This is a genomic window from Leisingera sp. SS27 (assembly GCF_028368855.1).
In the GTDB taxonomy this organism is placed as follows: domain Bacteria; phylum Pseudomonadota; class Alphaproteobacteria; order Rhodobacterales; family Rhodobacteraceae; genus Leisingera.
In genome coordinates this window covers 81467-105896 of sequence record NZ_JAQNCY010000002.1, presented here as the reverse complement: position 1 = coordinate 105896, position 24430 = coordinate 81467, and the positions used below count along the sequence as shown (strand labels likewise).

Here is a 24430-nt window from a genome sequence, read left to right as displayed (position 1 = left end):
TGCCCCGGCTGCGCCGGACCCCCTTGGCGGCCTTGGGCGAGGCTCAGCGCCGAGGGCGCTGAGCCTCGCCCAACGGGAGCGCTGCGCCATAGGCGCGGCGGCGACGGGCGGGAGAACCTTGCCTTTGAACAAAGGGGATCAGATGGCGGTGCTGTGGCCTGCCTGGCTCAGATCATAGGCGTCAAAGCTGCGGGCGATCATCCGGGTCAGCGGGCGCGCCTCTTCGCGGATGGCCAGACCCTTTGCCGATACAGTCAGCATCTCCGGAAAGGCTGCACTGGCTTGCTTCAGCATCCGTTCCAGCCGGGCGCCGGTCACTGCAAAGCGTGACAGGATCTCTTCGCGGCAGATGCGGAAATCGCACATCAGCGCCTCAATCAGCCGCGCCCTGAGCAGGTCCTCGCCGCCAAAGGCATGGCCGCGGGCGGTGGCGAATTGCCCGTCCCTTATTGCGCGGACATAGGCCGAGGTGGCCGGCGCGTTCTGCGCATATCCTTGCGGAAAGCGTGAGATTGCCGAGGCGCCGATGCCGATCAGAACTTCTGCCGGATCGTCGGTATAGCCCTGGAAGTTGCGCCGCAGCCGCCCGGTTTGCTGTGCCACTGAGAGGCCATCGTGGGGCCGGGCGAAATGGTCGATGCCGATCTCCCGGTAACCGTCCCACTGAAACAGCTGGCGGGCGGTTTCGAACAGCTCCAGCCGCGCCTCCGGCGTCGGCAGTGCGTCAGAGCGGATCATGGTTTGCCGGCTGGCCATCCAGGGCACGTGGGCATAGCCGTAGACCGCCACCCTGTCCGGCGTCAGCGACAGCAGCTTCTGCACGCTTTCGGTCATGATTGCGGGCGTCTGATGTGGCAGGCCATAGAGGATATCGGCATTGAGACTGCTGATCCCATGCGCGCGCAGCTGCTCGATGGCGGCGCGTGTGGTCTCGAAGCTCTGGATGCGGCCTATCGCTTGCTGGATCGTGCTGTCAAAATCCTGCACGCCTACAGAGGCGCGGTTCATTCCGGCCTCCGCCAGCGCATCCAGCCGCCGGTCCCCGATCTCATTCGGATCGATCTCGACCGAGAATTCGGCCCGTGGCGCCAGTGGAATGGCCTCAGTAATTGCCTCCGCCAGATCACGGATCAGATCCGCACTCAGCAAGGTCGGCGTGCCGCCGCCCCAATGCAGGCGCGACAGGGTGACGCCTTCGGGCAGCTGCGCTTTGAGCAGGGCAACTTCCGCCTTCAAAACCTCGGCGTACGCCTCCACCGGGGCGTCGGAGTGGGTGCCCTGCGTGCGGCAGGCGCAGAACCAGCACAATCTGCGGCAGAACGGCACATGCATATAAAGCGAGATGCTGCTGCCGGGCAAAATCTTTGAAACCCATCTGGAAAACTGCACGGAATCAGTCTCTTTCCCAAAGTGCGGCGCAGTCGGGTAACTGGTATAGCGCGGTACTTTGGCGTCAAACAAACCCAGTTCGGCCAATTGAGCTTTCTGTTCCATTCAATTACCGTTATGGGAACGCGCGAACCTGAGCCTTGACCCAGATCAAACCGGACCAACGTATGAACGCTCCAGTCCTTTCCCATTCCAGATGCGGTGACTGCCCGATCCGCCACCGTGCCGTTTGCGCGCGCTGCAACGCGGACGAGCTGGAGGAGCTGGATGCGATCAAATACTACCGCACCTATGAGGCCGGCCAGCCGATCATCTGGTCCGGCGACGTGATGAACTTCGTGGGGTCTGTTGTCTCCGGCATCGCATCTTTGACCCAGACGATGGAGGACGGGCGCACCCAGATGGTGGGCCTCTTGCTGCCCAGCGATTTTGTCGGCCGCCCGGGCCGCGAAGGCGCGGCCTATGATGTGGCGGCAACCACCGATGTGGTGATGTGCTGTTTCCGCAAGAAGCCGTTCGAGGAGCTGATGGAGCGCACGCCCCATATCGCCCACCGGCTGCTGGAGATGACCCTGGACGAACTCGACGCCGCGCGCGAGTGGATGCTGGTGCTGGGCCGCAAGACCGCGCGCGAGAAGATCGCCAGCCTTTTGGCCATCATCGCGCGGCGTGATGCCACGCTGACGCCGGGCGGAGCCACCAACCGGATGGTGTTCGACCTGCCGCTGACGCGGGAGGCAATGGCCGACTACCTGGGCCTGACGCTGGAAACCGTGAGCCGCCAGATCTCGGCGCTGAAACGCGACGGCATCATCGAGCTGGAAGGCAAGCGGCATGTGACCGTGCCTGACATGCGCCGCCTGATGGAAGAGGCGGGCGACGACAGCGACGGCGGCTTCCTGGGCTGAGGCCGCCTTATCCCTGCAGCTCCTAACTGTTTTCCGTCAGCCAGCGCGCCACCCGAGCACCGGGACTGCGCGGGCCGGAGGGGCGCAGGCTCCACAGCCGCAGCGCGCGCGGCAGCTCGGCTCTGACTGCAAAAGGTGCCACCAGCCGGCCGCTGTCCAACAGCGGCGCCACCAGGGCCTGATGACCGATCAGAACCCCTGCGCCATTGACGGCCTCCTCCACCGCCAGCGAGTAGAGCGAATACTCCGGGCCCCTCAGATGCAGAACTTCGCCCGGGCAGGCGGCCTGCAGCCAGTGCTCCCAGTCCTGCGCCCAGACAGCGTCTGACAGGCAAGGCACATCCTGCAGATCCGCTGGCGTGCGCAGCTGCTCTGCCAGCGCGGGCGCGCAGACCGGAAAAATCACGTCCTGTTCAATCACCTCGCCCTGATCGCCGCCAAAGAACAGGCACAGGTCATAGGGCGTGCGCTTGAGGTTCGGCGGCTCCTCGGCGGCAGTGACCGAAACCGCCATCTCCGGCATCGCGGCCCTGAGAGCGGGCAGGCGCGGCGACAGCCAGAACTGGGCAATCGCTGGCAGGGTGGCGATATGCACGGTGCTGGGCTGGGCTTCTTCGCGCATCAGCCTTGAGGCGGCGTTCAATTGGTCGAACGCGGCGGAGAGTTCCGGCAGCACCCGCGCGCCTAGCGCCGTCAGCGTGACCTGTTTCGGGCGCCGGATGAAAAGCTGTGCTTGCAGCGCGTCTTCCAGCGATTTGATCTGGGCTGAGACCGCACCGGGCGTCACCCCCAGCTCCTGCGCGGCGGCAGAGAAACCGCCCAGCCGCGCGGCGGCCTCAAACGCACGCAGGGCGGTCAGCGGCAGCGATTGGGCAGGGGGCGGGGAAACAGCCATACATGAGCCTCAATTTTTCTAGCCCTAGTTTTTCGGAAAACTGATTTGCAGGCAAGGGGGCATCAGCGCTTTGATGGAGGCAGAGAGAAATCCGCCACCGCGTGAAGGAGACAGACCATGACAGAGCTTGCCCGCCGCAACTGGGTGCCCGCCGCCTGCGAGGACTACGTGCAGACCGTGGCCGCCAATACTGCTGCCGCCACCAGCGCGGAGACCGCTGCGCGGCTGACCGCGCTGGCGGATCTCAATACGCAGATCCACGACTGCGACTGCTTCAACCTGAACCCGGCCACCAATGTGATGAACCCGGCGGCAGAGGCGCTCTTGGCAACCGGTCTCGGCAGCCGTCCATCGCTGGGATATCCCGGCGACAAATACGAAATGGGGCTGGAGGCCATCGAGGAGATCGAGGTGATCGCCGCTGAGGTTGCGGCACAGGTTTTCAACGCGCGTTACGCGGAGATCCGCGTGGGCTCGGGTGCGCTGGCGAACCTCTATGGCTTCATGGCGCTGACCAAACCCGGCGATGCCATCATCGCGCCGCCTGCCGCGGTGGGCGGCCATGTCACCCATCACGCGGGCGGCTGCGCGGGCCTTTACGGGCTGAAGACCCATCCGGCGCCGGTGGATGCGGATGGCTATACTGTCGATCTGGATGCGCTGCGCGATCTGGCGCTCAAGGTGCGGCCCAAGCTGATCACAATTGGCGGCAGTCTCAACCTGTTCCCGCATCCGGTGGCAGAGGTGCGGGCGATTGCCGATGCGGTGGGCGCCAAGGTATTGTTCGACGCGGCCCACCAATGCGGCATGATTGCCGGCGGCCATTGGGCCAACCCGCTGGAGCAGGGTGCGCATATGATGACGATGAGCACCTACAAGAGCCTGGGCGGACCGGCTGGCGGGCTGATCGTCAGCAATGACGCAGAGATCGCCGAGCGTCTGGATGCCATCGCCTTTCCCGGCATGACTGCAAACTTTGATGCAGCAAAGTCGGCGGCGCTGGCGATGAGCCTGCTCGATTGGGTGGAGCATGGCGCAGGCTATGCCAAGGCAATGGCCGATCTGTCGCTGGCCCTGGCCGAGGCGCTGGAAGGGCAGGGGCTGCCGGTCTTTGCCGCCGCGCGGGGTATGACGCAGTCGCATCAGTTTGCACTGGAGGCGGCGGAGTTCGGTGGCGGCCAGGCAGCATCGAAGCATTTGCGCAATACGGGCTTCCTGGCCTGCGGCATCGGCCTGCCCATCGCGGAGGTGCCGGGTGACATGAACGGGCTGCGCATCGGCACGCCGGAACTGGTGCGCCGCGGCGTCACCGTGGAGCATGCGCCCCAGCTGGCGGAGCTGATCACCCGGGCCTTGCGGACGGAGGACCCGGCAGCCATGGCGGCAGAGGTCGCCGAATTCCGCGCCGCCTTCCAGGGCATGCACTACGTGCGCTGAGGCCAGACAGGCGGGACGCTGAAACGGGGCTCTCCCGCGCCCGCACGTGCCCGGCAATGCCGGACCCGCTGGCGGCCTTGGGCCAGGCTCGGCGCATCGCGCCGAGCCTGGCCCAACGGGAGGGCGCCTTTCGCAGGAAAGGCGGACGACGGGCGGGAGAAGCTTGGATTTACGGACCTGACGGCAGCGGGTGACCCGGCGGTTCTGTTGTGTTCTACTATTGCGGTAACACAACATGGAGGCGGCAATGCAGTTTGGAAGTCTGATCGGGATGCTGGTCATCGGAGCGCTGGCGGGCTGGCTGTCCGGCAAGATCATGCAAGGGCGCGGCTTTGGCATCCTTGGCAACATCATCGTCGGCGTGGTGGGCGCTTTCCTCGCGGGCACCATCTTTCCGGCACTGGGGTTTGCCGCGGGCGGCGGCTTTTTCTGGTCGCTGATCCACGCCACCATCGGCGCGGTGATCCTGCTGTTCCTGATCGGTCTGATCCGCAAGGCAGGCTAGGACCTGCCCGCTGGCACGAAAGAAAAAGGCGCCCTGCGGGGCGCCTTTATGATTGTAATCCGGGAAGGCTTTAGTGCGCCATCAGAACCGGCACCGCGGCCTGCTCCAGCATGTTGCGGGTGGCGCCGCCCAGGATCGCCTCGCGGAAGCGGGAGTGGCCGTAGGCGCCCATCACGATCAAGTCGGCGGCGGTGTCGGCGGCGTGGCGGTTCAGAACGTCCGACACCCGGGTCAGCGTCTTGCTGAGCACGTCGATCTCGCATTTTACACCGTGACGGGCCAGCATCTGCGCCAGCATGCCGCCGGGATCGGAGCGTTCGGGACCATGCTGCGGCGGGTCGATCACCGCGATGCGGACCAGTTCAGCACCCTGCAGGAAGGGCATCGCACGGCGGATCGAGGTCATCGCCTCAATACTTTCGTTCCAGGCCACCAGAACCGTTTTCGGTGCCTTCAGCGGCGCGCCCTTGTCCGGCACCACCAGCACCGGCGCGCGGCCCTCGAACAGGGCGGCTTCGACGATCGGTTCTGCCTCGGCACGTTTGCCGGATCCATAGGGCTGGCCCAGCACCACCAGGTCGGAGAACCGTGCCTGCCGCGCCACATGGCGGCCGATGTCGGCGATCTGGGCAACACCGCTGTCGGTGCCATAGGCAACGCCTGCCTGCTTCAGGGCCGCGTCTGCCTGAGACTGGACCTCTTCGGCCTCTTCCTGAGCGCGGGCCAAGGTTTCCTGCAGCACCATCGCATTGGCGCCGGCATAGTAGTATCCTGTCTGGGTGCGGTCGACACCAAGGCAGAGCGCATCGGCATGGGCGCCGAATTCCTCAGCAAGGGCCGCAATTTGCGCCAATGGCGCCGCTGCGGTGTCCGCAGCTGTCAGAACGGTAAGTAAGGACTTGTAGGACATTGACACCTCTCGGCGAAAAGTGCACCGCAATCCTGACGGGTGCTGGTGCGTGGAGTTTCACTGCTCGGGAAGAAGTGTCACATGTTGCCCGGATTTGTCTTGATGCAGATCAAGGCAGCAGGAAGGCGCGTTTTGCATGAAGGGCGCGGTCTAATAACGTTCCCGTATCCGCAGGATTCGCGGGGGCATGGCAAAGGGACGCAAGATGTCTAATTATATCAAGCTGATAGCGCTTGGTCTGGTCACGCTGTTTGCGATGATCGGCACCAATTACGCGCGGGATCTGGCTTACCAGGTGCACGCGATCATTGTGATGATCGTGGCTGGCGGCCTGTTTCTCTACACTTTGCGCAGAACCGACGAGCCGAAAGTGGCCGCCGCCGGTCTGGAAAATGAGTATTTCGACAGCGTGATCCGCGCTGGCACGATTGCAACCGCCTTCTGGGGTGTGGTCGGGTTCCTGGCGGGGACCTTCATCGCGTTTCAGCTGGCATTTCCGGCGCTGAACTTTGAATGGGCCGACGGTCTGGCCAACTTTGGCCGCCTGCGCCCGCTGCACACCTCCGCGGTGATCTTTGCCTTTGGCGGCAACGCGCTGATCGCAACCTCCTTTTACGTCGTGCAGCGGACCTCCGCGGCGCGGCTGTGGGGCGGCAATCTGGCGTGGTTCGTGTTCTGGGGCTACCAGCTGTTCATCGTGCTGGCGGCAACCGGCTATCTGCTGGGCGGCACCCAGTCCAAGGAATACGCCGAACCCGAATGGTACGTCGACCTGTGGCTGACCATCGTCTGGGTTGCCTATCTGGCGGTGTTCCTGGGCACCATCATCAAGCGCAAGGAGCCGCATATCTATGTGGCGAACTGGTTCTACCTGTCGTTCATCGTCACCGTGGCGATGCTGCATCTGATCAACAACATGACCATCCCGGTCTCGATCTGGGGCTCCAAGTCGGTCATCGTGTGGCCGGGCGTGCAGGACGCGATGATCCAGTGGTGGTACGGCCACAATGCTGTGGGCTTCTTCCTGACCGCGGGCTTCCTGGGCATGATGTATTACTTCATCCCCAAGCAGGCCGAGCGTCCGGTGTTCTCCTACAAGCTGTCGATCATCCACTTCTGGGCGCTGATCTTCCTTTATATCTGGGCCGGTCCGCACCACCTGCACTACACCGCGCTGCCTGACTGGGCCTCGACCCTGGGCATGGTGATGTCGGTGATCCTGTGGATGCCTTCCTGGGGCGGCATGATCAACGGCCTGATGACCCTGTCGGGCGCCTGGGACAAGCTGCGCACCGACCCGGTGATCCGGATGATGGTGATCTCGCTGGGCTTTTACGGCATGTCCACCTTTGAAGGCCCGATGATGTCGATCCGTGCGGTGAACTCGCTGTCGCACTACACTGACTGGACCATTGGCCACGTGCACTCCGGCGCGCTGGGCTGGAACGGCATGATCACCTTTGGTGCGCTCTACTATCTGGTGCCGGCACTGTGGAAACGCGAGAGCCTTTACAGCCTGCGTCTGGTTTCCTGGCACTTCTGGCTCGCCACCATCGGCATCATTCTCTATGCCGCGTCGATGTGGGTGACCGGGATCATGGAAGGCCTGATGTGGCGTGAAGTGGACGCCAACGGCTTCCTGGTGAACTCCTTTGCCGACACCGTGGCTGCGAAGTTCCCGATGTATGTGGTGCGGGGCCTGGGCGGGGTGATGTTCCTCGCTGGGGCGGTCATCATGTGCTACAACCTGTGGATGACGGTCCGTAAGGCGCCGGCCAAAGAGGCCAGCCTGACGGTCCCGGTTCCGGCTGAATAAGGAGCCAGGAAGCAATGTCTATTCTCGACAAACATAAGATCCTCGAGACCAACGCGACCCTGCTGCTGATCTTCAGCTTCCTGGTCGTGACCATCGGCGGCCTGGTGCAGATCGCACCGCTGTTCTACCTGGAAAACACCATCGAGAAGGTGGAGGGCATGCGTCCTTACACCCCGCTCGAAATGGCGGGCCGCGAGGTCTATATCCGGGAGGGCTGCTATGTCTGCCACAGCCAGATGATTCGTCCGATGCGCGACGAGGTCGAACGTTACGGCCATTACTCGCTGGCGGCGGAGTCGATGTACGACCGTCCGTTCCAGTGGGGTTCCAAGCGGACCGGGCCGGACCTGGCCCGCGTTGGCGGCCGCTACTCGGATGAGTGGCACGCAGACCACCTGCGCGACCCGCAGTCGGTGGTGCCGGAATCGGTGATGCCGAAATACGGCTTCCTCGAAGAGAAGAAGATCGACGGCAAATACATTGGCGACATCATGGCCACCAACGCGCTCTTGGGCACGCCCTACACGGATGAGATGATCGAAGCCGCGCAGGCAGACTTCCGCGCTCAGGCCGATCCGGACAGCGACTATGACGGGCTGCTGGAGCGCTATGGCGAGGACATCAATGTGCGCAACTTTGATGGCCAGCCGGGGGTTTCCGAGGCCGATGCGCTGATCGCCTACCTGCAGATGCTGGGCACGCTGGTCGACTTCTCGACCTTCACCCCGGATGCGAGCCGCTGAGGAAGGAGCAGAGATGGAACTCTACACACTTCTCAGGCAGTTCGCCGACAGCTGGATGCTGCTGTTCCTGTTCACCTTCTTCATCGGTGTGATTGTCTGGGCGTTCCGCCCGGGCAGCACCAAGGCCTACAAGGACACTGCAAACATCCCGTTCCGGCACGATGACGCACCCGCGCCCAGTGAGGGCCAACCCGCCGCGAATAAGGAGGCGAGGGCATGAGCAAGAAATCGCAGAAATTCGAAGGCGATCCGAACACCACCGGCCACGAGTGGGACGGGATCGAGGAATTCGACAATCCGATGCCGCGCTGGTGGCTGTGGACCTTCTACGCCACCATCATCTGGGGTGTTCTGTACACCGTCGCCTATCCGGCGTGGCCGCTGATCAACGGCGCAACCGCGGGCGTGCTGGGCTGGTCGACCCGCGCCGACGTGGCGGCGGAGATCACCGCGGTGGAAGAAGCCAACGCGCCGGTCAACGCCAAGCTGGAAGCGGCTGAGCTGAACGCCATCGCGGAAGACCCGGAACTGGGCTCCTACGCAGTGTCCGCCGGTTCCGCCGTGTTCAAGACCTGGTGCGCCCAGTGCCACGGCTCCGGTGCGGCTGGCGCCAAGGGCTATCCGAACCTTCTGGACGACGACTGGCTCTGGGGCGGCTCGGTGGAGGACATCCACGCAACCATCACCCACGGCATCCGCAATGAGGACAGCGACGAAGCACGCTATTCCGAGATGCCTGCCTTCGGCCGCGACGAACTGCTTGAGAAGGAAGAGATCTCTCAGGTGGTCAACTACGTGATGTCGCTGTCGGCTGAGCCGCAGGATGCGTCCAAGGTCGAGGCCGGATCGGTTGTCTTTGCCGACAACTGCGCCTCCTGCCACATGGAAGACGGCACCGGCGACCGCGCGCAGGGCGCGCCGAACCTGGCGGATGCGATCTGGCTTTATGGCGGCGATTACGAGACGCTGACCGAGACTGTCAGCAACTCGCGCTATGGCGTGATGCCGGCCTGGAACACCCGCCTGACCGAGGCAGAAATCCGCGCGGTTTCGTCCTACGTCCACCAGCTGGGCGGCGGCGAATAAGCCGGGACCGGTTTTCAGAAACAAAATGAGGGCTGCCCATCGGGCGGCCCTTTCCCGTTTTGATGCAGCGCCAAGTCACGGAAAGGATGCGGCCGATGGGTGAAAGCAAGCACACGACCGGGACAGTGCGAAGGCGTCATCGGTAGCAATGCAGGGGGCGCTGGACACACCTGTGACAGTCTGCGTGCTGCCTGAAGTCTGCAACGTAAGCCACGCGGCATCATTTCAGGTGGAGCCAGTCGGTTTTCTTGCTTTGACAAACTCGATGAATGCCTGAAGGCGCGCCGGAACATTTCGCTTCGACAGATAGTTGAGAGAAAAGCAGGGAAGCTTCTCTGCAGAGCCTGAAAGAACTTCGATCAGTGTTCCGCTTCGAAGTGCAGGTTCTGCCGTTGCTGCAAACAAATAGGCAAGACCCAAACCTTGTTCCGCGTATCTGAGTATTGAATTTACGTTGTTGGAGACAACACGCGGATTGGGCATGACGGTGAGGGGGCCTGAGCTGGTCCGGAATGACCATGGAGCCAGATTGCCGGAGTCTCCGAATGCAAAACAAATCCCGTCATGAAGCGTCACGTCCTGCGGAGCGCTCAGAGGTTTCGCACCCTCAAGGTAGGACGGCTTGGCGACGATGACCATGTCATGCTGCGGCCCAATTGCGATGGCGTAGGTATCAGGATCAAGCAATGTCTCGGCGCGGATAGCAGCATCGGCGCCACTGGAAACAAGATCAACTTTTCTCTCGTCATAGATCACTTCGATGGTCAAAGCAGGGTGCATCACCGCGAAGTCAGCAATCAGTGCGTCAAGGAACAGCTTGCCAGTTCCAACTGGCGCGGTGAGGCGAAGCGTTCCGCCAAGCCCTTCCCCAATTTCAAGGACATCCTCCAGAGCCGCGTCCAGTTCCGTCAATGCTGGCAGGCTTCTTCGATAAAGGGCCTCACCGGCGCGTGTCAGGGCAATTGCACGCGTTGTGCGTTCGATGAGCCGAACGCCAAGCCGGTCTTCAAATCGTTGAACGGCCTCGCTGACAGAGCCAGCTCCCAATTTCAGGTTTTTTGCCGCCGCTCTAAATCCATTTGCACGAACGACTTCGACGAAGACTGTCAAATCATTCAGCTTGCCGTGGGCCATTGTTCAACTTTCCTGACAAAGTGATCTGAAAGATGGTATTTTTCTAACAGGTGCGCTTCCCTAAATCTATTCTCAATGACCCACAGGAAATCCCTCCGCCTGCAAGGCGCAGATGCTGGGTCGAAACCACGAAAGGAAGACGCCATGAGTACTCAAAAAATCTGGGACCTGCATATGCGGGTTCCTGGCCCGCTGGACGAAGAAGCTGCCGCCGGCATGAAGCAACTCGCAGAAAGCATTGCGCAAGAGCCTGGCGTCATTTGGAAGATTTGGACCTATGAACACGGCTCGGACCGGTTCGGTTCGACATATCTCTTTAAAGATCTCGAGTCTTTGGAGAGCTACAAGGCCATGCACATGAAACGTCTGGAGGCGTTCGGCGTGATCGACATCACCGACCATGTCTTCGACATCATGGAAGATCTGAGCAGGATCAACAACGCTCCGATCGGTTCGGAAGTGTAGCTTGAGCGGAAGCTAAAATGACCCCGCCACAAACGGTGCGGGGTTTTCTCTGCTTGGTCTCGGGTCAGGATGCATTGATTTGCAACGCGCTGCTCGGCTCAACGCTCCGGAAACGGAGCGGAGACCAGTCTGGGGGTGAAAAAGGGGGGCGTGGACGCCAGATCGGCCGGACGAGGGGGCGAACATCAAACTCAATGCCATCTGCGGCAGCCATGGACGCCTCCTCAATCTGTTTGCCACCGCCGTGGAGGACAGTGATTGCATTGGTGCCTGCGCATTGCTGAGAAGTTTGCCCATTGCCGGCTGATAGCTTGGGGACCGTGTTTGCGACATCGGTTGGTTCGGGAACGCATTGCAAGACAAAGGCATACGCGCCTGTATTCCCGGTAGAAAGCATCGCAAGTCCCTGGATAAATACGAAAAGCTACAAAAACGGCGCAACCACCCCTCTCATTACATTGATGCCTCCAGGCTTTCCTGTCAGCAATCGCCTCAGCCGCAGCCGTCATTTACTGGTTATGAAACCTGGCCCTCACAACCTTTTCCCAACCATCTTTGATGCAAATGCTGGCCAATCTCACCGATTACATTGAAACCAGCAAACAAGTTCATGACCGCACGGCTTCCGAGGTTACCCCAAGCGGCCTGACCGGATAACCGTTGCCTTTCCGCCAGGATTGGCGGACCCTGCCGTCTTCAATGAACCGACGTTTCTACCAAGGCAGCCCTTCTAACAGGGCGTGGCATCCTGCAAAACGGGCTGGCAGCGGGGCTTTCGGTGGCGCAAATCTTCCCGTCGGGGTGCGGTCAGTTACTGCGGCAGCGGATGGGGCGGGTTCATTTTGCGCGGGTCTTATCCCATAGACGTCATCGATTTGCGCTTGCTGGCACGGGCGGCGTCGGTGCGGGCGCTCCACCAGGCGATGCTGCCCCAAAGCACCACGTAGAAGAGGCCGGTGCCCAGCACCAGCTCACCGGGGAAGGGGCCGATGTCGGCGCGGTCCAGCGCTTGCTGCCAGGAGGTCACGCCGGTGGGGTGCACCGCCAGCTTGCCCGCATAGGCCAGTGACTGGATCAGCAGAATCCAGAAGTAATTGCGCCGGATCCGCCGCCCGATCGCGGTCATCACGCCGACGTGGTACTCGGGCCGCAGGTAATCGGCGGCCAGCACGTCCTGCCAGTGCTCCTCCAGGTGCAGATCGCCCTCGATCAGCATCGGGGTGTAGAAATGCGTCTCCAGCCAGCGGGCGCGGGCGCGGAACACGTTGAAATAGCGGTAACGGCGGGCCTCCAGCATCAGGAAGAAGATGATCAGAACGCCCACGAGGATCAGCGGCAGCGGCGAGGCCTCGGGGGAGGAGTAAGAGATCGACAGCGCCACGCCCAGAGTTACCACCGACCAGTTGGTGGTGGTGTCGAGCCGGGTGCGCCAGACCGTACTGCGGTAGATTTCGCCGCGGTAGAGATGCGCAAGTGCGCCGACTTCATCCGGTGACAGCGGTGCGCGGGCATCCGCTGCCGTCTGTTCGCGCTGTGACGTGTCCATGCCACGAGGGTAAGTTTTTTGGCGCGGACGGGCAAATTATTTGCTCCAGTTTGATCCGTATCAAACATCGCAGCTGACAGCCGGGGTAAAACCGCAGGTGAAAGAGTTTGCTGCTTGGCCAATACCCCTCCTGGGCAGCAAGAAATCCCGCGAGGCCGACGTGCAGGCCAAACGGGCCATGCGCCGGTTTTCCGATCTGTTCGCGCGTTTCCTGGAAAACCGGCGCTTTTTTCTTCTCAAATCTTCTGCGGATTGATGCAGCGGACCTGCCGTGGCCGCCCACGCAGCCATGCGGTGAGTTTGGCCAGCAGGCCCGGCGCGCGCGGCGGTGTCTGATAGGCGCGCGGCAAAGGTTTGGCGGGCGGCAGATCGCGCAGCCGCACGCAGTCCTGGCGGGCGGCAGTCATCATCGAGCGGGCATAGATATCGGTCAGCATGTCACGGCCTCCTGTTTTGGCGTGTGGCCTCGACTCTTGCCTGAATGTGCGATTCCTGCGAGTTAAGAAGAATGCCATTGTGTAAGGAGTAATTACATATGGATTGGCTGCACATGCCACCTCTTGCGGCACTCAGGGCTTTTACTGCCTTTGCTGAGACCGGAAACGTGGTGCAAGCGGGTGTGGCACTGAATGTCAGTCACGCTGCCATAAGCCAGCAGCTGCGGGCACTGGAGGCGCATCTGGGCGCGGCGCTGCTGGACCGCAGCGGCCGGGCGCTGGCACTGACAGCGGATGGGGTCCATCTGGCCCGGGCGCTGCAGCTGGGGTTCGGCGCCATCGAGGCCGCTGTGCAGGAGATTTCGGCAGCTGGCGCGGCCCGGCCGCTGCATGTCACCTGTACGCCGATGTTTGCCGCCCATTGGCTGATGCCGCGGCTGGCGGAGTTCCAGGCCAGCCACCCGGAGATCGACCTGGTGCTGGATCCGCGAGGAGAGATTGTGGAGCTGAAGCCGGGCGGAATCGACCTGGCCATCCGCTACGGCGACGGCAACTGGGCGGGGATGGACACCCGGATGCTGCTGCAGTCACCCATGGTAGTGATTGCCGCCGGCAGTCTGCTGAGAGGCCGTAAGGTGGCGGCGCCGGAGGACTTGCTGGACCTGCCCTGGCTGGAGGAGCTGGGCACGACGGAGGCCTCGCGCTGGCTGGAATCGCGGGGTGTCACGGACAGATTGCGCGGTTCCCGGACCCGGTTGCCCGGCAACCTGCTGATGCAGGCGGTGCGCGCAGGGCAGGGGGTCGCGGTCAGTGTCCAGGCGTTCGTTGAAGATGACCTGCAAGCCGGCCGCTTGTGCGCCTTGTTCACCGAGGGCGAGGACCGGGGGTATCATGTCGTCACCCGCTCAGGCATGATCCGCCCGGAGGCCCGCAAATTCGCTGCTTGGCTCAGCCGTCAGGCGGAGGCCTGAAGCTGTTGCGGCTAGGGTCAGGACACATAGCCAGCAAATTACGAGTGCGGCGGGAGCAATGGCTGATAGGAAGACTTTCGGGCCGATATCGTAGAGGGTTGCCACACGCCGCCAATCCTTCAGCCTGCCGAACATGATCTCGATCCGGCTGCGCCGTTGGTAGCGGTGTTCGTCGTGCTTCACTGGTTTCTTCCGCTGTTTCCGGCCAGGGATGCCGGCGTGTACCCCTTTGTCTTTCAAAGTGTCGCGGAACCAATCGGCGACATAGGGTACCTTCTCCCCCGAAGCGGCCTTCTCCTAGGAGTGGTTCAGCAAGGGGGCAGATGGCTTCAGTGAGCCCCCTACAAGCCCGAAACTAACCAGTTAGGCACAGGGGCATTCCTAGGGGTATTTTGCCTGTCTGAGGGCAATCAACTGTCTTAGATTGTTGTGTGAGAGGCCGATGGCTGGGGTGGTAGGATTCGAACCTACGGTACACGGTACCAAAAACCGCTGCCTTACCACTTGGCTACACCCCATCGGTGAGGCGCTGTCTAAAGTTTGTTGCAGGGGGGTGCAAGAGGGTTTTTGAAAAAAAGTGCAGTTCTTTTTTCCGCCATCGGGGAAATGCTGAAGAGATGTTATCAGGTGCCACCGGCAGGTCCGAATGCTGCCGGGCAATATTCAGGATTTTCAGCATACTAAGAGAGATTTACGCGCTTGATGAAGCCTGTCGAGCTGATCAGGAACGGTCCTGATTTGGCGGTTTCAGACTGCAGCATCCTGCCGTTGGAGAGGCCGGCCCCGAAGGGGGCTGGCCTTGGTCAGGCAGAGCTCGGATCCCTTGCTGCAGCCAGGGTCAGGAACCCCAGATTGCCTGCTGATGCGCCTCTTCGCCGCTTTCGAAGATATGCGGCTGGACGCCGCGGCTGGCGAGCTCACCCTGCATCTTCAGGCGCATGAAGGCGCTGGTGGTGTAGTGGGCGATCGAGGCCGAATGGGTCTCCAGCGTCTGGCCGACTGAGGCTGCGTAATTGTCTTGCAGATCCTCGGCGATGCGGAAGCCGTTCTGGTTCATCACGATACTGACGTCCCGGCCGCTTCTGGCAAAGGCGTCCTGCAGCACGCGGTCCAGATCCTCGACATCCTGCCTTTTGCGGACGCTCCAGCCTTCGAGGTTGAGGAACATGGTGTGTCGGGCGGCGTCATAGGTGACACGTTCGGAGAGGTTGAGGTTCAACAGGTCGTTCATCAGCCCCATGGGTTCGTCCCGGAAGATGCGCGCGTCCATCTGGGCCACGTTTTCGATGACCGGTTTGAACTCCATCTGGTCGAGGATGTCGCGCTGCAGGTCGATGCCAGGGGCGATCTCGATCAGCTCCAGCCCCTTCGGGGTCAGCTGGAGCACGCAGCGTTCGGTCACGTAGAGCACCGGCTGCGAGCGCTTGGAAGCGTAGGGCCCGGAGAAGGTGATCTGTTCGATCAGGCGCACGAATTTCTTGTTGCGGCCCTCCTGGACGATGCGCAGTTCGCCGTTTTCCACGGCAACCTTCAGCCCGCCTGCGGTGAAAGTGCCGGCAAAGACCACCGCGCGGGAGTTCTGGGAAATGTTGATGAAGCCGCCGCAGCCGTTCAGGCGGCCGCCGAAGCGGGAAGCGTTGACGCTGCCCTCTGCGTCGCATTCGGCCATGCCGAGGCAGGTGAGGTCCAGCCCGCCGCCGTCGTAGAAATCGAACATCTGGTTCTGGTCGATGATGGCATCGGCATTGGCGGAGGAGCCGAAGCTGGAGCCGCCCGCCAGCACACCGCCGACGGCGCCGGCCTCGGTGGTGAGGGTGATGTAGGGGGTTGCCTTTTCCTCATTGGCCACAGCCGCGACACCATCGGGCGCGCCGACACCGAGGTTCACGGCGCCGTTGGGCGGCAGTTCAAAGGCGGCGCGGCGGGCGATGATCTTGCGCTGGTCCAGCGGCATTTTGGCGATGCCTTCGACCGGGACCCGGATTTCGCCGGAGAGCGCCGGATTGTGCTGCACGCCATAGTTCATCCGGTGCATCTCCGGATCATCGGCAACACAGACACAGTCCACCAGAAGGCCAGGGATCTTCACGTCCTTGGGTTTGATTGAGCCGTCCTCGACGATGCGTTCCACCTGGGCGATGACGATGCCGCCGTTATTGTGGGCGGCCATTGCCTGGGCCAGGCAGTCCAGCGTCAGCGCCTCGCGCTCCATGCTGATATTGCCGGAGCGGTCGGCGCTGGTGCCGCGGATGAAGGCGACGTCGATCTTGGTGGCCTTGTAGAACAGCCATTCCTCGCCATCGACCTCGTGGTAGCGGACGATGTCCTCCTCGGTCACCTTGTTGACCTTGCCGCCGCCGTGGCGCGGGTCGACATAGGTGTGCAGGCCGACCTTGGAGAACAAGCCGGGCTGGCCGGCGGCGCAGGCGCGATAAAGCTGCGAGATCACGCCCTGAGGCAGGTTGTAGCCGCAGATCTTGTTTTCCTGCGCGGCCTGGGCAACCTTGGGCATGCGGCCGAAGTTGCCGGCAATCACCCGGCGCAACAGGCCGTCGTGATGCAGCCGCCCGGTGCCCAGCCCCTTGCTGTCGCCCGCACCAGCACACATGATCAGCGTCAAGTCGCGGGGCGCGCCTTCTGCCAGAAACCGCTTCTCCAGCGCGGCGTGCAGCATTTCCGGGATACAGCTTTGGACAAAGCCGGTGGTGGTCACGACATCGCCGTCACGGATCAGCGCCATTGCCTGTTCGGTGGTGGTTGTCTTGTCTTTCATGGCGGCGCTTCCTCCCCGACGCGGTTTTCACCTTGCGGCGGCTTAGCAGCCGCACGGAAATCTGGTCAGGCATGGTAGGCGGGCACCGTGGCGGCGCTGTCCTTTGATTGCGTCAGCGGACAGGGGAGTTACGACATTGCGCCGGGCGGTGCAGCGCCGAAGTTTCCGATCGGCGGCAGTGTTTTCCAAGCAGAGGCTGCCTGTATACCGCGGCCGGCGGAAAAAGGCGGAAAAAGGCTTGCGCCGGTGCCAGTTAGAGACCTTGAAGGACCCGTGTTCAGGGGCGGAAAAGCTGCTTGCGGGCCGGATTGCGGGCCTGGTGCCCGTGCCTTGCGCCGGTGTGAAGCCGCAACACTGTTGAAGGCATTTTTGGAACGCAGCCCGAGGCAGCGGAACCTTCAGGCTTGTTTGGCCGGCAGTTCCGCTGTGTTCTCTGTCCAGCGGGCGATCTGCTCCAGCAGTTCCTGTTTGCGTACAGGTTTGGATAGGAAAGCCGACATTCCGGCGGCGCGGCAGGCCGCTTCGTCGGTGCTGAGCACATTTGCCGTGAGCGCGAGGATCGGGCAATGCGGTCGGCCGTTTTCCAGCTCCCAGATACGCAGGCGCCTGGTCGCTTCCAGCCCATCCATAACCGGCATCGACATATCCATCAGCACAAGGTCGAAGCTTTGCGCGGCAAAGGTGCTGAGCGCCTCCTGACCGTTGCTGCATATCGTCAGGCTGATGCCGGTCGGCGCCAGCATTTTCTGCAGGACCAGCTGATTGGTGCGATTGTCCTCCGCCGCAAGGATCCGCAGATGGCCAAAACCGTCGCCGGGTTGTTCGGCGCTGGCCGGTTGATCTGCGGCAGGAAGGAGCGGGCTGTTCAACGCATCCAGCAATGTGCGCAGCAGAAGCCTGCCGCGGGCGGGCTTCAGGAGAACGTGCACGGTCTTGCAGCTCTTGAGCACCTGGTAGTCGGCCAGCAACTGGCCGCCCGTGCAGTACACAATGGGCAGTTCCCGGCAGCCTGGCAGCGCGTGCAGTTCCTGGCAGAAAGCTCTGGCCTGCTCCAGCGGCAGGCTGGTTTCCACCAGCACCAGATCCGGCCGTCGCTGCTCCGCAGTTACCGCCGTGACTTGAGACAGCAGGTCTTGCAGGCTGGAGGGGGCAAATGTTTCCGCGCCCCAATAGTCAAGCTGGCGCAACCGCACTTCGCGGGAGAAGGGCAGATCCGCAATCACCGCCACGCGGGTTCCTGCGAGCGGTTGCGTTCGAGGTGCCGCAGGGACTGCGACAGGCAGGGTCAGGCAGACGGTGAAACAGGACCCTTTGCCGACTTCCGAGACGACATCAATCCGGCCACCCATTGCCTGTGTCAGCCGCGAGGAAATTGCCAGCCCAAGCCCGGTGCCTTCGAACCGCCGGGCGTTTGTGCTTTCGACCTGTTCGAAGGCATGAAAGATCTGGCCCAGGCTGTCTTGAGGGATGCCAACCCCGGTATCGCGGACATCAATACACAAGGGAATCTTGTGGCTTGCATCGTAATTGAGGGTGATGCTGATGAAACCGCGCATGGTGAACTTGATGGCGTTGCCAACGAGATTCATCAGGATCTGCCGCACCCGGCCGCTATCGCCGCAAAACACAGCCGGGGTGCCTTCGGGGATGTCGATGCAGATCTCCACGCCCTTGGCAGTGGCGCTGGGAGACATAAGCGCGGCCACATCATAGATCACGTCGCGCATGTTAAAGGGCTGCTCGAGCATCTGTGTCTTGCCGGCCTCTAGCTTGGAGAAATCGAGGATGTCGTTGACAATGCGTAGCAGAGCCTCTGAGGAAGTCAGAATGGTGTTGGCACAGGATTGCTGCTCAGATGTCAGGCTGGTCTCGCTGAGCACTTCGGCCATGCCGAGCACGCCGTTGATCGGGGTGCGGATTTCATGGCTCATGGTGGCCAGAAAGCGGGACTTGGTCTCAGTGGCAGCTTCAGCCCGGGCTTTCTCCTGCATCAGCCTGTCGGCGATCCGTTTCTTCTCCAAAAGGCTGATTTCAAGTGTGTCGAGTGCGGTGAACATGGCGGCAATCTCGTTCTCGCCGGCCGGTGCCACGGGATGTTCACGGCTGGCGAGCCGCCGCAGTTTCTGGGCCGCCAGCTGGACCGCTGCCGAAAAACTGCGTGCCCTGCGCATGGAAAACTTCAGGGCCGCGGCCATCAGCAGGGCGGTTCCGGTCAACCCCAGAACCAGGATGCGGGTCAGTGCCTGGTTGGTCTCTGCGACGGCCTGTTCCGCATGCTGTGCGGCCATTGAGGTGACGATTGCGGCCTGACGGGTTACGGCCTCGCTGCTCATGACCAGTGCACTGAGTGTGGGGATTTCCTGTTCGGGTTTGATGCCCAGGAGAACAACAGCCTTGACGCACCATTCCGACAGGGCCGTGTCCAGCGCCCGGACTTCCGCCCGCAGCGGTGCGGATAGCGGCAGTTTTGTCAGCGCGGCGAGTTCCTTGTTGATTGCAGTCAGGTAGCTTTGAAACTGCCGGGCCACTTCCTCTTGCGGGATCAGCCGGGTCATTGCCAGCACATCCTGAGCATAATCTTCGGCGCCGGTAATGCCCGCTGTGACGCTGCTGATGCGCCGGGTGACTTCCAGCGATGCCTCCAGTGCGGCGTCTTTGCGGGCGGAGGCAAAGACGGCCATGCCGCCGACCAGAAGCGCCGCGAACAGGGCCGCCCCTGCGATGACCAGTACCGGCAGCACGATGGACCTTTTGATGTTCATACGTGATGTCCCTCAGCGGTGCGCATCAATTGGCCGGCAGGATTGGGGTTGGCACATTGGTTCCGGTGTCCGTCAGCGTTGCCAGGAAAGCGATGAGATCCTCGGTGTCACCCTCTCCCAGGAGGAAACCCTCTATGTCTGACGTTCTGGCAATGGCTGTGCTGCCGCCAGCGGCATAATGGCGGATCACCTCTTCCAGGGAAACCAGAGTGCCATCGTGCATATAGGGCGCCCGCAGCACGATATTGCGCAGGCCCGGGGTCTTGAAGCGGAAGTTCAGGTCAGGATCCGGCGGAACCAGGCCGCCGCCGCCAAGATCACTGGTTGGCAGGCCGATGTCATACATCTGGTTGTTGGTGAACATCCAGCCGGTGTGGCATGACGCACAGTTCGCCTTTCCGGTGAACAGCGCAAAGCCGCGCTTGGCGGCGTCGGATACGGCCGTCTCATCACCTTCCACCCAGCGGTCGAAACTGGCGACACCGCCGACGATGGTTCTCTGGTACATGGCGAGTGCTGCCAGGACGGTTTCCTTGCGGATACCCTGGCCCGGGAACAGGTGGTCGAACCAGATTCTGTAGTCTTCCACGGACGACAGCCGTTGAGTGATACCGTCGAAGGTTGCATTCATTTTTGCCGGGTTGGTGATCGGTCCGATGGCCTGCTCCTCCAGGCTGCGCGAGCTCCCGTCCCAAAGCAGCGGTGAGATCCAGGCAGCGTTGAGCAGTGTCGGCGCATGGCGCCGCACGGGCGTGTTGGCGGCGCCAATTGGCTTGGGTACCGGCACTTCCCAGCCGAAGGAAGGGTTGTGGCAACTGGAGCAGCTGATGTTCTGCCCGCCGGACAGGCGCGGGTCAAAGAACAGCATCTTGCCCAGGGTGGCGATCTCGCGGTTATAGGGCGCGTCTTCGGGAAATGGCACCGTTTGCGGGCGCTCGAACGCCTCAAGCCCGGCCGCCTGGGCCAGGCTTTGGAAAGTCCACAAAAGCAGCGGCGCCAGGACGGCAGCTTTCCACCGCATGCAGGACCTCCTCCTCGTTTCCCGTAACCTTGTTAACCGGAAAGCCATCATCTGAGAAGGCCGTTAAGATATCGTGAGCTTGGTCTTGTCCGCTGATGGCTATGACGCAGCCGCGCGGGGCGTGCCGGAGATCTTTTTGGGCCCAAGCCGCCGGGTAACAAGCCAGGGGCCAGTTTTCAGCACCATCAGCGCAAAACCGGCGGTCCACATAATGGCCGAGAGCGTGATCCCATCCAGGCCAGCAGTCAGTTCGGTACTGCCGGCAACGCGGGCTGCAGCAGCACCCAGCAACAGCATGAAGGCTATTGTCAGTGCTGCGCCGGCGGCCAGCGGCCGGCCGCTATGTCCCATGGTGGCGCGCATCATTACTGCCAAGGTCATGCTGCCGATGGCACCAATGCCCAGAATATGTGCCGCAACAGCCGGTTCCAGCAGGCCGAAGGGAACGCCGCCTGCGGCGATCAGCCCGGCAGGCACCAGTGCATAGGCCAGGTGCAGCATCAGCAAGAGCGGGTCGGGCAGGGTCGCCAGGCTGCGCCAGCGTGTCAGCCGCACCGCGTGCAGCAGGCCGGCTGCCAGCAGCAGGGCACCGGAAAGGGCGGCCCAGGGTGCCGCGGTCCAAGCCGCCAGCGCCGCGGCGCCGAAGACCAGCGTAACGGCGTCGAACTTGCTGAAGGTCACTGGCATCTTCGTTGCACCGCGCTTGGCCAGCCAGTTGCGGGTGAAGCTGGGAATGATCCGGCCGCCGATCAGCATGATCAGGAAGATAAGCACCGCAATGCCCAGACGGCGCGAGACGTCTGCCGCACCTTCGGTCATCGCCTCGATGTGGAAACAAGCGTTGGCCACGCCCAGCAGGGTGACCGGCACCAGCACCTTGAGATTGCGCCAGTTCTCACCGGTGATGATCTCGCGTGCGATCATGGCAACCACCGCCGCCAGGAAGGCGCAGTCCAGGACCATCACCCCCAGCGCAGGCAGCTTCAGCCAGCCAGCCATCGCCAGCCGCCCCAGCAGCCACAACCCGGACAGCAGCGCCAGCGGCAGCCCGCGCGCAGGCATCCGCCCTGTCCAGTTCGGCACCGCGGTGAACAGGAAACCTGCCACGACAGCAGCCCCGTAGCCGAAGATCATCTCGTGTATGTGCCAGTCGGTTGCAAGGAGCGGGCCGGAGTATTCCAGGTCACCGCGCCAGACCAGCAGCCAGGCAGGGATTGCCAGCAGGGCAAACAGGCAGGCTCCCAGAAAGAACGGCCGGAAGCCGAAGGAAAAGAGAACAGGTCCAGTGTAGTCGGTTCGCGCAGCCATGACGGCCTCCATGCGTCCGGGCAAATGAAAGGCGGGCGGCACTGGTCAGGTGCCGCCCGCCGGTCCGGCGCAAGGGACGCAATCTTTTGCCGGACCCCGTGGATCAGCACCGGCGGGCAGGGGAGAGGGAGGTTCCCCGAAACCGGATTCCCGTTTTTTCCCGCACGGTTGTTTCCTCTGGCGTCACTATGCGATAACGGCTGAAGGACCACTTTGTCCTTCAGCAAACTTGCGGTGCATTCTTGTCCAAGCTCGACGAAAGCCTTTTGACCGGGTTGCCGCCCTTCAGCCTCCTGGAGCGCAGCCAGATCCGCGAAATCCTCGATCATGCGCTGCCCAAGCGTTATGACGAGGGGGCGGAGATCTTTCACGAGGGCCATGACGCCGAGCGCTTCCACTTGCTGCTGGATGGCTACATCCGGGTGGTGAAGACTACAGAAGGGGGCGAGCAGATTATTGCATTGCATATCTCGCCCGGGCAGCTGTTCGGCATTGCGCCTGCGCTGAACCGCGACACCTATCCGGCAACAGCCATTGCAGCTTCGGAATCGCTGGCGCTGTCCTGGCCTGTGCGGTTGTGGGGGGATTTCACAACCAAGTACCCAGGTTTTGCCACCGAGAGCTACAGCACCCTGGGCCAGCGGCTGGGGGAGATGCAGACCCGGATTACCGAGCTGGCCACACAGGCGGTGGAACAGCGGGTGGCGGCGGCGCTTCTGCGGATGGTGACCCAGTCGGGCCGCAAGGTGGAGGAGGGGATCGAAATCGCCTTCCCGGTGACCCGCCGCAATATCTCGGAGATGACCGGCACAACGCTGCACACCGTCAGCCGGCTGTTATCGGCCTGGGAAAAGGACGGCATCGTGCATTCCACCCGCAAACACATTGTGGTCACGGCCCCGCACAGGCTGGTGCTTCTGAGCGGGGCGCAAGGGTAGCACTTTGCGACGCGGCAGCGGCGTGTGCTGCGGTCAGAAGTTATCCCACCCCTGAGCCATCGGCAGATCGTCTTCTGCATAGGCCGTATCGGGCTGCGATGCAGACTGCGCAGGCATTCTTGCCACGGCCGCCGGTTCGGCGCCTTCGCTGCCGTCTTTGAACTTGGAAACCTCCTGGGTGAGGTGGCCCGCGTCATTGGACAGCATCTGGCTTGCGGCAGAGGTCTGTTCGACCATGGCTGCGTTCTGCTGGGTAACCTGATCAAGCTGCGACACACCCTGATTGATCTCTGTCAGCGCGGTTGACTGCTCGGACGCGCCGGTTGCGATATCCTGGATGTGATCTGAGATTGTGGCGACACTCTTGATGATCTGCTGCAGTTCTTCGCCGGACTTGCCAACAAGATCGACGCCTGTGGCGACCTGCCGGTTGCTTTCACCGATCAGCTGCTTGATTTCACCCGCGGCGTCCGCAGAGCGCTGGGCCAGCGCGCGCACCTCAGAGGCAACAACCGCAAATCCGCGGCCAGCCTCTCCGGCTCGGGCGGCCTCAACGCCGGCATTCAGAGCCAGAAGATTTGTCTGGAATGCAATGTCGTCGATGACACCAATGATTTTCGAGATTTGCTCAGATGAACTTTCGATCTGCGCCATGGCGTCGATTGCGTTGCTCACGACCTCGCCGCTGCGTTCAGCCGATGTTTTGGCTTCTGAGACGATGCCTTCAACTTTCTGGGCGCCTTCGGCGGAAGCTTTCACTGTTGCCGATAGCTGTTCAATCGCCGCGGCAGTTTCCTCCAGGGTGGCAGCTTGGCTTTCGGTTCGCTGGGAGAGATCCCCGGCAGCTTGCGAGATTTCCTGCGCGGTGCGGCCGACCGCGGAGGATACTTGCTTGACCGTCCTCACAGAAGATCCGAGCTGTTCAAGCGAGTGATTGAATGTCTTTCCAAGGGCGCCGACATCCGGAAGATCGGACACTGTGACCCGGTGGGTCAGATTGCCGCCGCTGAGTTCATGAAGGCCTTCTCCGATTTCATCCAGGGCGCGGCGGCGCGCGGTGATGTCAGAGGCCACTTTCACAACCCTCACTACCTCGCCGTTTTCCCCTTCGACCGGCGCATAGGTCGCTTGGATCCAGATTGTTTCACCGGACTTTGTTACGCGCGGAAACTGGTCCGTAAACACTTTGCCGCTGGCCAGATCCGACCAGAAAGTCTTGTAGTCATTGGATGCGACCAGATCCGGTGCGACAAACATGGAATGGTGTTTTCCCTGGATCTCCTCCAGGGCATATCCCAACGCGCCCAGAAAGTTCTGGTTCGCAGTGATGATGGTGCCGTCCGGGTGGAACTGAATGGTTGCCTGAGTGCGGTCAACCATTCCGGC

21 protein-coding genes, 1 tRNA gene and 2 pseudogenes are annotated in these 24430 nt (G+C 62.2%); 11 read left to right on the top strand and 13 right to left on the bottom strand.

The features are described from left to right. Positions 1-138 precede the first annotated feature (138 nt). A complete protein-coding gene (hemN, locus tag N6L27_RS06325; RefSeq protein ID WP_271906374.1) occupies positions 139-1494 on the bottom strand; it encodes an oxygen-independent coproporphyrinogen III oxidase in 1356 nt (451 codons plus the stop codon). Positions 1495-1556: 62 nt separating this feature from the next. Between hemN and fnrL the strand changes: the two genes are divergently transcribed. After that, a complete protein-coding gene (gene fnrL / locus N6L27_RS06320) occupies positions 1557-2297 on the top strand; it encodes a transcriptional regulator FnrL (RefSeq protein ID WP_039183619.1) in 741 nt (246 codons plus the stop codon). Between the two features lie 22 nt (positions 2298-2319). Here fnrL and N6L27_RS06315 read toward each other — a convergent pair whose 3' ends face one another. Then, a complete protein-coding gene (locus tag N6L27_RS06315) occupies positions 2320-3192 on the bottom strand; it encodes a LysR family transcriptional regulator (RefSeq protein ID WP_271906373.1) in 873 nt (290 codons plus the stop codon). Between the two features lie 117 nt (positions 3193-3309). Here N6L27_RS06315 and glyA point away from each other — a divergent pair, with 117 nt between their 5' ends. Continuing rightward, entirely contained in the window at positions 3310-4629 is a 1320-nt protein-coding gene (gene glyA / locus N6L27_RS06310; protein ID WP_271906372.1) for a serine hydroxymethyltransferase, read from the top strand. 247 nt (positions 4630-4876) lie between these two features. After that, positions 4877-5134, top strand: coding sequence for a GlsB/YeaQ/YmgE family stress response membrane protein (locus tag N6L27_RS06305; protein WP_271906371.1), 258 nt, complete (start codon positions 4877-4879; stop codon positions 5132-5134). 70 nt (positions 5135-5204) lie between these two features. Here N6L27_RS06305 and N6L27_RS06300 read toward each other — a convergent pair whose 3' ends face one another. Beyond that, positions 5205-6044, bottom strand: a complete 840-nt coding sequence (locus N6L27_RS06300) for a universal stress protein (RefSeq protein WP_271906370.1) — start codon at positions 6042-6044, stop codon at positions 5205-5207. A gap of 205 nt (positions 6045-6249) precedes the next feature. Here N6L27_RS06300 and ccoN point away from each other — a divergent pair, with 205 nt between their 5' ends. The 4 genes from ccoN to ccoP are packed head-to-tail and all read left to right on the top strand — an operon-like array spanning position 6250 to position 9689. Then, the gene (gene ccoN, locus N6L27_RS06295; protein WP_271906369.1) at positions 6250-7860 is read left to right on the top strand and encodes a cytochrome-c oxidase, cbb3-type subunit I; all 1611 of its coding nucleotides are present in this window, start codon (positions 6250-6252) and stop codon (positions 7858-7860) included. Between the two features lie 14 nt (positions 7861-7874). After that, complete coding sequence (ccoO, locus tag N6L27_RS06290) at positions 7875-8603, top strand: cytochrome-c oxidase, cbb3-type subunit II (protein WP_260016078.1); 729 nt, start codon at positions 7875-7877, stop codon at positions 8601-8603. A gap of 13 nt (positions 8604-8616) precedes the next feature. Beyond that, positions 8617-8823: a cbb3-type cytochrome oxidase subunit 3 gene (locus tag N6L27_RS06285; RefSeq protein WP_260016077.1), complete on the top strand. Its 207-nt coding sequence runs from the start codon at positions 8617-8619 to the stop codon at positions 8821-8823. Beyond that, the gene (gene ccoP / locus N6L27_RS06280) at positions 8820-9689 is read left to right on the top strand and encodes a cytochrome-c oxidase, cbb3-type subunit III (protein ID WP_271906368.1); all 870 of its coding nucleotides are present in this window, start codon (positions 8820-8822) and stop codon (positions 9687-9689) included. Before N6L27_RS06285 ends, ccoP begins: the two co-directional genes overlap by 4 nt. Positions 9690-9914: 225 nt before the next feature. On the opposite strand, the gene N6L27_RS06275 is transcribed toward ccoP, so the two are convergent. Further along, the gene (locus N6L27_RS06275) at positions 9915-10823 is read right to left on the bottom strand and encodes a LysR family transcriptional regulator (protein WP_271906367.1); all 909 of its coding nucleotides are present in this window, start codon (positions 10821-10823) and stop codon (positions 9915-9917) included. 144 nt (positions 10824-10967) lie between these two features. On the opposite strand from N6L27_RS06275, the gene N6L27_RS06270 reads away from it, so the two are divergent. Both N6L27_RS06270 and N6L27_RS06265 read left to right on the top strand, forming a co-directional pair. Continuing rightward, complete coding sequence (locus N6L27_RS06270; protein ID WP_271906366.1) at positions 10968-11288, top strand: monooxygenase; 321 nt, start codon at positions 10968-10970, stop codon at positions 11286-11288. 137 nt (positions 11289-11425) lie between these two features. Then, positions 11426-11730, top strand: a pseudogene (locus N6L27_RS06265) (IS5/IS1182 family transposase); the annotation flags it as partial. A 411-nt stretch (positions 11731-12141) separates the two neighbouring features. Here N6L27_RS06265 and N6L27_RS06260 read toward each other — a convergent pair. Both N6L27_RS06260 and N6L27_RS06255 read right to left on the bottom strand, forming a co-directional pair. Beyond that, complete coding sequence (locus tag N6L27_RS06260) at positions 12142-12834, bottom strand: DUF2270 domain-containing protein (protein ID WP_271906365.1); 693 nt, start codon at positions 12832-12834, stop codon at positions 12142-12144. Between the two features lie 236 nt (positions 12835-13070). Next, the gene (locus N6L27_RS06255) at positions 13071-13271 is read right to left on the bottom strand and encodes a hypothetical protein (protein WP_271906364.1); all 201 of its coding nucleotides are present in this window, start codon (positions 13269-13271) and stop codon (positions 13071-13073) included. Positions 13272-13369: 98 nt separating this feature from the next. On the opposite strand from N6L27_RS06255, the gene N6L27_RS06250 reads away from it, so the two are divergent. Then, positions 13370-14242, top strand: a complete 873-nt coding sequence (locus N6L27_RS06250; protein ID WP_271906363.1) for a LysR family transcriptional regulator — start codon at positions 13370-13372, stop codon at positions 14240-14242. 27 nt (positions 14243-14269) lie between these two features. On the opposite strand, the pseudogene N6L27_RS06245 reads toward N6L27_RS06250, so the two are convergent. From N6L27_RS06245 to N6L27_RS06220, 6 genes and pseudogenes are all read right to left on the bottom strand, one after another. Then, positions 14270-14509, bottom strand: a pseudogene (locus N6L27_RS06245) (transposase); the annotation flags it as partial. Positions 14510-14685: 176 nt separating this feature from the next. Further along, positions 14686-14760, bottom strand: a tRNA-Gln gene (locus tag N6L27_RS06240). A 320-nt stretch (positions 14761-15080) separates the two neighbouring features. After that, positions 15081-17015: an acyl CoA:acetate/3-ketoacid CoA transferase gene (locus N6L27_RS06235; protein WP_271906362.1), complete on the bottom strand. Its 1935-nt coding sequence runs from the start codon at positions 17013-17015 to the stop codon at positions 15081-15083. 398 nt (positions 17016-17413) lie between these two features. Beyond that, positions 17414-19777: a response regulator gene (locus tag N6L27_RS06230; protein ID WP_271906361.1), complete on the bottom strand. Its 2364-nt coding sequence runs from the start codon at positions 19775-19777 to the stop codon at positions 17414-17416. Between the two features lie 25 nt (positions 19778-19802). Beyond that, entirely contained in the window at positions 19803-20798 is a 996-nt protein-coding gene (locus tag N6L27_RS06225; protein ID WP_271906360.1) for a cytochrome-c peroxidase, read from the bottom strand. A 99-nt stretch (positions 20799-20897) separates the two neighbouring features. Beyond that, complete coding sequence (locus tag N6L27_RS06220) at positions 20898-22106, bottom strand: NnrS family protein (protein ID WP_271906359.1); 1209 nt, start codon at positions 22104-22106, stop codon at positions 20898-20900. 242 nt (positions 22107-22348) lie between these two features. Here N6L27_RS06220 and N6L27_RS06215 point away from each other — a divergent pair, with 242 nt between their 5' ends. Beyond that, a complete protein-coding gene (locus N6L27_RS06215) occupies positions 22349-23044 on the top strand; it encodes a Crp/Fnr family transcriptional regulator (RefSeq protein ID WP_271906358.1) in 696 nt (231 codons plus the stop codon). Between the two features lie 33 nt (positions 23045-23077). On the opposite strand, the gene N6L27_RS06210 is transcribed toward N6L27_RS06215, so the two are convergent. After that, the gene (locus tag N6L27_RS06210; RefSeq protein ID WP_271906357.1) at positions 23078-24424 is read right to left on the bottom strand and encodes a methyl-accepting chemotaxis protein; all 1347 of its coding nucleotides are present in this window, start codon (positions 24422-24424) and stop codon (positions 23078-23080) included. Positions 24425-24430: the final 6 nt, after the last annotated feature.